Source organism: Paenibacillus sp. E194 (genome assembly GCF_000935845.1).
Lineage (GTDB): Bacteria > Bacillota > Bacilli > Paenibacillales > Paenibacillaceae > Paenibacillus_B > Paenibacillus_B alvei_B.
In genome coordinates, this window is sequence record NZ_JMDX01000248.1 from 1 (window position 1) to 7,876 (window position 7,876).

Here is a 7,876-nt window from a genome sequence, read left to right on the forward strand (position 1 = left end):
ATTGACCATAGTACCCGTATCCCACGACCATACGCGGCCATCTTGGGTCAAAGCCAACGTATGATTACTCCCTACTGCAACTCCAATAACGTTCTCCAGGTTGGCTATCTTCATAGCCATACTGGATTTCCCTCCTGTAGTCCCTAGACCCGCTTGACCAAATTCATTGTCTCCCCACATCCACAGTGTTCCATCTGCTTTTACATATGTGCTGTTCTTCTCTCCTGCAATTAGCATAGGGACCGTCGATGTCGTTGCAGTTTCTAATCGATTACTTACAGATTCATTACCGGCCTGATCTACAGCATTAATGACTAGTGAAAAATCTGTATTCGGAAGTTGATTATCAATAATAAATTTATTTTCCTCAGTTTCCCCAATCAATTTATCGTAATTAAATATCTGATATTTAACATAACCAAGGTTATCTTTAGAAGCAGTCCACTCTATTCCAATACTGTTTACACTCGTATGTGTTGTTCTTACGTTCTCTGGAACGGAAGGAGCTTCCGTATCAATTTTGAGCGTGAATGATTTCTTCTCTTCCATATTTTCAGCTTTATCTATCGAGTAGTACTTAATTTCTAAAACACCATTTTGCCTCATTTCAACTGGTTCCGTGTATTCCATCTCTGGTTCGTCATTGATTTGGTACATTGTTTTGCTTAGACCACTTCCTCCCTCATCGGTTGGAAGAAGTGTCATCGTTACAGGCGTAACATACCAATTATCGTTTTTATAGTTCCACTCAGTGTATGAGTCGTTACAGGTGCTGTTGTATCGAAGTATTCAGCAGCCGTAATCTCTTTAGATGGATGAAGAACTTCTATTGATCCATTGTTGTTATAGTCATATAGAACATCTAACTGTCCAACATTGTGTTGTCCTCCAGTGAAATCAAAGGAAACTTTTGTATCTTTTTTAATCTTTACATTCTGAATTATGTTCGAATTTCCAGGAAGATCACCATCATAAGAGGTGAAACCCATATTCATATTACTTGTATCAGTGCCCTCGAACTTAATACTTAATTGAAGTCCTTCTGGCACAAATAAAAAGGTCGAGTTATCCAAGACTTCATACGCTAATTCTGGAATGTCATTTATAAATTTACCTTCACTAGTGAATCCGGCGAAATTACCTTTGGCATCAAACGCAGTAAGCTTGCCTGCTGCTTCAAAGTAAATTCCATGATTTCCTCTCATCGTCGATGTACTTATTCTTGGATGCTCTCTTTCTGAAGGAGGTCTATTGTCCACAACAATTTTTCGTATAATATCCAAAGTCTTAGAGTAAGCTTCTTCTTTAGTACCATTGATCATACCTACGTGCGTACTTTTTATATAATAATCCGTCGAACTAAACATATCATTGAAATTAGCACTTAAGATAGGAACTACCCCATCACCTTCTCCCCATAACACCCGATATCCCCAATCGAGACCATAACCATAGTATGGGTCTACCTTAGCTTTTTTAAATTGAGTTAACGTCTGAAATCCATGTGCAATGATACGATATTCATTAATTGATGGATCTAATGCCTGATTTTCAATTTTATATCGAAATGAATTACTGGATTCCGGATCCTCATAAAGTAGTCTATTGTGATTTTTAGGAATATAGCTCTTTAGCTCATTATAGTTATCAACGGTATTTCCTTTGCGATAATCATCTAGAAAATATGAATTGAATTCAACAAGACTTCCATATAACCCCTTATATGCATCAACGAACTTTTTCCCTGGAAGCAACTGATACACAGAAGGCATATTCTGTACCATTTGTTTAGCCTCTAAGAGATCAAAAGGAAAACCAAAACTAGCGACTCCCAGTGAATCGCCCGCAACTAAACCTTTAATAGAAATGACACTCCCTAGGTTTGGAGAAGCGATGTTGATAAAATTACCGACCCTATCTTTGGCAAGAAAATTAGTAAGCAAATAATGTCTAGCTACGATTCCGCCTGTACTATGTGTAACAATTGTAACTTTCTGTCCTTTTGATAGGCGGTATGCTTCATCGACATATTTGCTTATTTCGGAAGAGGCGTTGCGTAAATCTCTTCTCCAATCGTAAGGTGCCTCAACAACTTCTATGCCCATATCCTTCAGGCTGTTTATAAATTTTTCGGCAACATCTCGCTTACTATTAAAAGGATTAGGCACATTATAGTATTTGATAATTGAACCAAACGTAGATCCATCCTTCGGATTGCCATAATCATTTAAATTTAAGCTATCTAATGTTAAGTAAGTCGGCCACAATGTCGAACTCCCTCTTACAATCTCCGATCCTAGAAATCCAGGTACAAAGACAACAACATCCCTTTTTTTGTCGACAGATATATTTACTGAAACCGCTGCGGTATTGCCGTTGGTATCAACCGCTTCATAAGTAAACTTATAGCTGCCTGCAGAACTAGGAGTATACGAATATTTGCTACTAGTAACAACCTGTTCTTTTATACGTGAACCGTTGAAATCCACGTACATGGTCGTTTTGGCAACCTTTACATTATCAGTTGCGCTAAGTGTAAATGACAGTTCTTCGTTAATCATATAGGGCTCTTTTGTATCCAGTGACATTTTGACTACTGGTTTTACTAGATCTTGAAGCGTTTTTTGTGAGAGCTTAATGTAATCACTTAACTCTCCACTTCCATTTTTACTGGCGACTTCAATTGTATATAGTGTGTTTGGATTCAAATTATCTAATGTAAAATAGTTACTATTAATTGTACTCCAGTAGACTCCATTAACGCGGACGCTGTATTGGGCTCCGTACGTTCCATTCCAAACAATCCGCATACTTGTCTCTGTCACATTCGTGGCAATGATATCTGTTGGAACCGGATACAATGTTGTTTTAAAGATGCTAGCATAGTCACTGACTTCGTCGTTCTTCTTTGAAGCTACTTCCAATTTATACTGGGTGTTTGGTTTTAAGTCTTTAAAAGTATGGCTTGTATCTGTTTTACTCGTTTCATAGATACCATTCTTCTTAAGACTGTAGGCGGTTGCTCCATTCGCTGAAGTCCATGCCAATGTCAAGCTATTGTGTGTCGCTGCTGTAATTCGCAAATTTGAAGGTGGTAACAAAACATTCGCAGTATTATGCTTAATTGATGCGTATTCACCAAGCTGACCGGAACTATTCTTAGATGCAACTTCAAGGGTGTAGGACGTATTCGGAGTCAAGTTTTTGAATGTGTAGGATGTTGTCGTAATACTCGTCTCGTAGGTACCGTTCTTTCGCAAGCTATATGCTACTGCACCAGGAACAGAGTTCCAAGATATGGTGACAGCATCTTTAGTCGCTGCCGTTATTTTAATTCCCGTAGGAGCAGGAATATCTTCACCTGTTGTCTTATGAATGACTGCATAAGAGCTCGTACCATAAGAATTGGATGCTGCTACTTCAAGGGTATAAGCTGTGCTGTTAGACAAGTCTTTAAGAATATATGTTGTATCTGCTGTTCTTCCTACAACAGAACCATTCTTTTTCACAATATACTCAGTAGCATTAGCAACTCTATCCCAGTTTAGAGTAATACTAGTGCTGCTCGACGTTGCCTTCAGTCCTGTAGGTGCTGCTGGAGCTCCGTTGGCTCCTCCACCTGATGTTCTAGTAGAAATCGAAGAAAACGAACTAGTCGCATTACTATTAACCGCTGCGACTTCTAATCGATACGTCATATTCGGCTGCAAACCCGTAAATCGAAACTGCGTATTAGATGTCCGATCGACCAAAGTGCCGTTCAATTTTAATACATACGAATCTGCACCACTTACTCGATCCCAGTTCAATTGGATGCTTGTTTCGGTCGCACTCACACTCAGATTGGTGGGTGAACGCAGACCGCTGCTCGCATTTACTACATTAATATAAAAATTGTCTACAATATCGGTACCAGAATAGGCGTACTTGATCCGATATTTTCCGGGCACGGTAAAATGGCTTGTTGCCCATACAAATGTGATTGCCGTTCCTGCTGGCACATTCGAGCGAGAATCCCCCATAATTTTATCCCCGGCTGGATCAAACACACCAATATAAACCAGAGTCTTTGGATCCGATAGTTTCAAAGAAACTGTAGCCATATCCCCTGGGTTAACGGTCTGATTATTGCCTTGATGATCATACGATGCGATGCTTACTCCATCACCAGGTATCGGCTCTTCAGGAACGGAATTATCCTCTTCCAAGGAGTTTACAACTGGTATTGCTTGATCGATTAAACCTAATGACTTCGCAACGTTCAGCAAACCAACTCCATACTCATGTTTCTCACCAAGAGGAGTAGCATGATCGTAAGCGAGCTGTTTCACTTCTTCAACAGAGTGCTGGCGATCCATGGCCCATATATCTGCCAATGCACCCGTTACATGCGGTGCTGCCATTGAAGTGCCTGACATAACTCCATAGTCCCCATCTTTGGTTGTACTCAAGATATCAGATCCCGGAGCAACCAGATTAATTTGTGAGCCTACGCTCGAGTAATTTGCTTTTTTATGTGCCTTTGTAACCGCTCCAACTGAGATTACCTCAGGAAATAAAGCAGGATACAGTTCTGTCTCCGTTCCAGCACCATGATTCCCTGCTGAAGCGACTACGATTATTCCTTTGTCTACGGCTTTCTGTACCGCCTCATGCAGAGCCTTGCTGTACTCCATGCCGCCAAAGCTCATGTTAATAATGTTCATATCATGCTCAATCGCCCATTCAATCCCTTGAATGACCTGGCTATATGAGCCGCGTCCGCTGCTATTCAGCACTTTAATGGCATACAGTTCCGCCTCAGGTGCTACGCCAATTACACCAGCATCATTCTTCTTTGCTGCAATCGTGCCGGATACATGCGTGCCATGGCCATTATCATCTATGTAAGATGAACCATCTACAAATGAAACCCCGTCAACGATATCCAAGTCGTTATGTGGGCTTATTCCCGTATCAATGACGCCGATTTTAATGCCTTTCCCCATTAAGTTATTATATTGCGCAAGGTCGGCGCCAATGGAATAAACACCCCACGGTGTGATTTCAGTATCAACCGGCATAAATTTATAGGATTCATGATCTTTCGTGATCACGCTGGTTGAGGCCACCTCAACTATTGAATCTGGTTCAATAAACGAGATATTCGGATTGTTCTGCAGTTGCGTTAGCTCCACTTCATTTAGGTGCATCAGAAGTGCATTTGCAACCGGAAGTGTTTCTACTTTGGTAGTGTTAGGAGAGGATTGCATCATCTTCTTCTTAGTAATGGGTTTATTAAGAAATTGATCAAAGGTGACCCCCTGCTTCAATCCAACCAAATATGGTTCCCGCGGTTTTCGTTCTTGCTCTTGACTCTCCTGATTGTCTTGTCTCTCTTGTTCCCCATAAGTAGCAGAAGATACGGAGGTGTTCTCTTGATTTGTTACCGTATGATTTAATTTAAGATCATCGAACAATAACGAATAATTCTCTTCTGTAAATTCTTGATTCAAGTAATAGATGCCTAGTGCACTGGTAATATCAGTACCTATTAATATGAAGATGCATAGCAATGAAGCGAGCAGCCTATATTTCTTTTTCATTTTACCCCTAGCCCCTTTATACATATGTTGGAAACTCATTTATCTTTTTTGTTCAAACGTTTCCTGGTATTCCACTTTTTCATATACACGATTAGTACGTACAAGAAGAGTGTTAAAAAATATACGCAATAAACCGTAAAGTAAAACAATAAATGTAAAGGATGAAATCCTGCATTATCTGTACCGTCTAGTATTAAATTCTCCTTTGGTATAAATTTCTCTTCTTCTCGATCTAGTACGAAATATTTTTTAGAACACGGAAAATCAAAAATGCTAATAACATCTTTTCCATGGTGTCCCCACATTTCTGGAACTTTTGAGGACGAAGTTATTGCATGCCACTTATGATCTACTCCTCCGGGCATAATCGAAGAACTCTGAACCAGTCTTGTCTTCACTTCAATCTTCTCGACATTTTCATGACAATAATCAATAAACAATTGATGCAATGCCCTCTCTATCATCATATTCGCCTGATAGTCTTGATACAGTTCCTTGATCATAGGGATACTGATCACAATAAACACGATAGTGAACCAAATAGCTTTTCTTCGCATTGTTCTGATTTACTTCATCTCCAATCCAAAATAGGGCTGCGTATACTCATTTCGAAATACTAGCCTATGGTTACAATCTTATTCCAAAATCTTCTTATACTATCCTCCTAATAATAGATCCTTAATCCAGTATTTTTAATCTGTTTTAGATATAATTTTACTCATTCATATTGAGAGAATAATCATTGCAAAAACGAAGTGAGGAGCCGCCGACACTGACAGACATGACCTACTTTCTAATTATTTCTTTGTAATCAAAACAAGCGGAAGCATGCTGCGTCACTTGAATGTTGACAGCATCACTTCCGCTTATAATTGAACCTAAAACCTTAAAACAAACTCACTCGATTCGGGAAAAATTGATCCGTTATAGTATATGTCCACGTTGCAGAGGGAATCTTCAATTCTTCATCATTGAAATGAAGCTCGCTGCTGCCCGAATCAATATTAGAAAAAAGATCGAGCACTCTCTGCACTATAACCCCATCAATCTGCTCATATGCCGCAATCACGAGCCGGTTATACTCATCCAACGGATTGTTATTGCCGAGGCTCTCCAAATGGATGCCTTCCTTCACATAGGCGACATACGCTAAATGCTCAGCCCAGCATTGATCCATGGTTGCCAGAAGCACTTGTCTTACGGCTGCATGGACAGTTGACGTTCCGAACTGTTCACACAGTTGCCTGTAACGCTCTGGTGCATAATCAGCAATAATGTTAGGCTGTTGTCTCCTATGCAGGATTTCATTGCGTCGATTGAAAAAGATCATTCGCTGCTGCTCCAATAAATCTGCGTACTTGTTCAACGTCTTCTTCATATCCAGATGCTGTCCATCTACAACTCGCTGTACATGCTCGATCAGCCGCAAGATTCGGGCATCATTCAAGGGATCGTCCTGTTTTCGAGCAAGAAGCTCACTTGGCAGCACCTCAGCAAGACCATAACGAATGAAGACATCATCCTCCAAGCTAATCATGTACCGTGAAGTTCCTGGATCCCCCTGACGTCCCGCCCTCCCTCTTAGTTGATTATCAATTCTCGCATTCTCATGCACAATCGTTCCAATTACGTAAAGGCCGCCCAGACTTGCCACCCTCTCATAGTCTTCCGAGCTTCCGCTGCCAAGGACGATATCTACTCCCCTGCCTGCCATATTCGTAGACACCGTAACAGCCCCTAGCATTCCTGCCTTGGCGATAAGCCCAGCTTCTTCCCAGTCGTTATATGCATTGAGAACCTGACAGGCTACTCCATTCCTCCGCAGCGCTTCTGCATATTGATTCGATTCCTCAACGCTGGACGTTCCGATCAGTATGGGTCTCCCCGTTCGATGGACAGACTTCACAACGTCCACGATAGCTTTCTGCTTCGCAGCTCGATGCGTAAATACCATATGCGGTTCATCTACTCTTCGACTCGTCTTGTTAGGCGGAATGGAGATCACCTGGAACCCGTACATGTCCATGAACTCCTGAGTTGCCAACTGTGCGGTAGCTGTCATGCCGCATTTCTTTGGATATAAATGAAGCAGATGCTGTAGTGTAATGGTGCCTAGTATCTGGCCATTCGCTCGTATGTCCAATCCTTCTTTCGCTTCTACCGCTGCCTGCAGCCCATCCGGCCAATGCCTGTTCTGTGCAATTCGACCCGTTAATTCATCAATGAGCTGGACTCGCCCATCCCTCACAATATAATGTACATTTCTGTTCAAAAGCATCTCAGCATGCAGT

At 41.1% G+C, this 7,876-nt stretch carries 3 protein-coding genes; all 3 read right to left on the bottom strand.

Annotated elements, in window-relative coordinates; genetic code table 11:
• On the bottom strand, positions 1-705 hold a 705-nt coding region (locus AZ66_RS24035), incomplete at its 3' end, for an OmpL47-type beta-barrel domain-containing protein (protein WP_442950318.1).
• A 2-nt stretch (positions 706-707) separates the two neighbouring features.
• On the bottom strand, positions 708-5,585 hold the full coding sequence (locus AZ66_RS30165) for a S8 family serine peptidase (RefSeq protein ID WP_052648819.1): 4,878 nt from the start codon (positions 5,583-5,585) through the stop codon (positions 708-710).
• An 886-nt stretch (positions 5,586-6,471) separates the two neighbouring features.
• Positions 6,472-7,876 (bottom strand): preprotein translocase subunit SecA (locus tag AZ66_RS24050; RefSeq protein ID WP_044357180.1); only part of this gene is annotated, 1,405 nt, incomplete at its 5' end.

Bases quoted from the DNA above. Each gene is read 5' to 3' on its own strand.
- AZ66_RS30165 (WP_052648819.1), bottom strand. From the start codon at position 5,585: ATGAAAAAGAAATATAGGCTGCTCGCTTCATTGCTATGCATCTTCATA.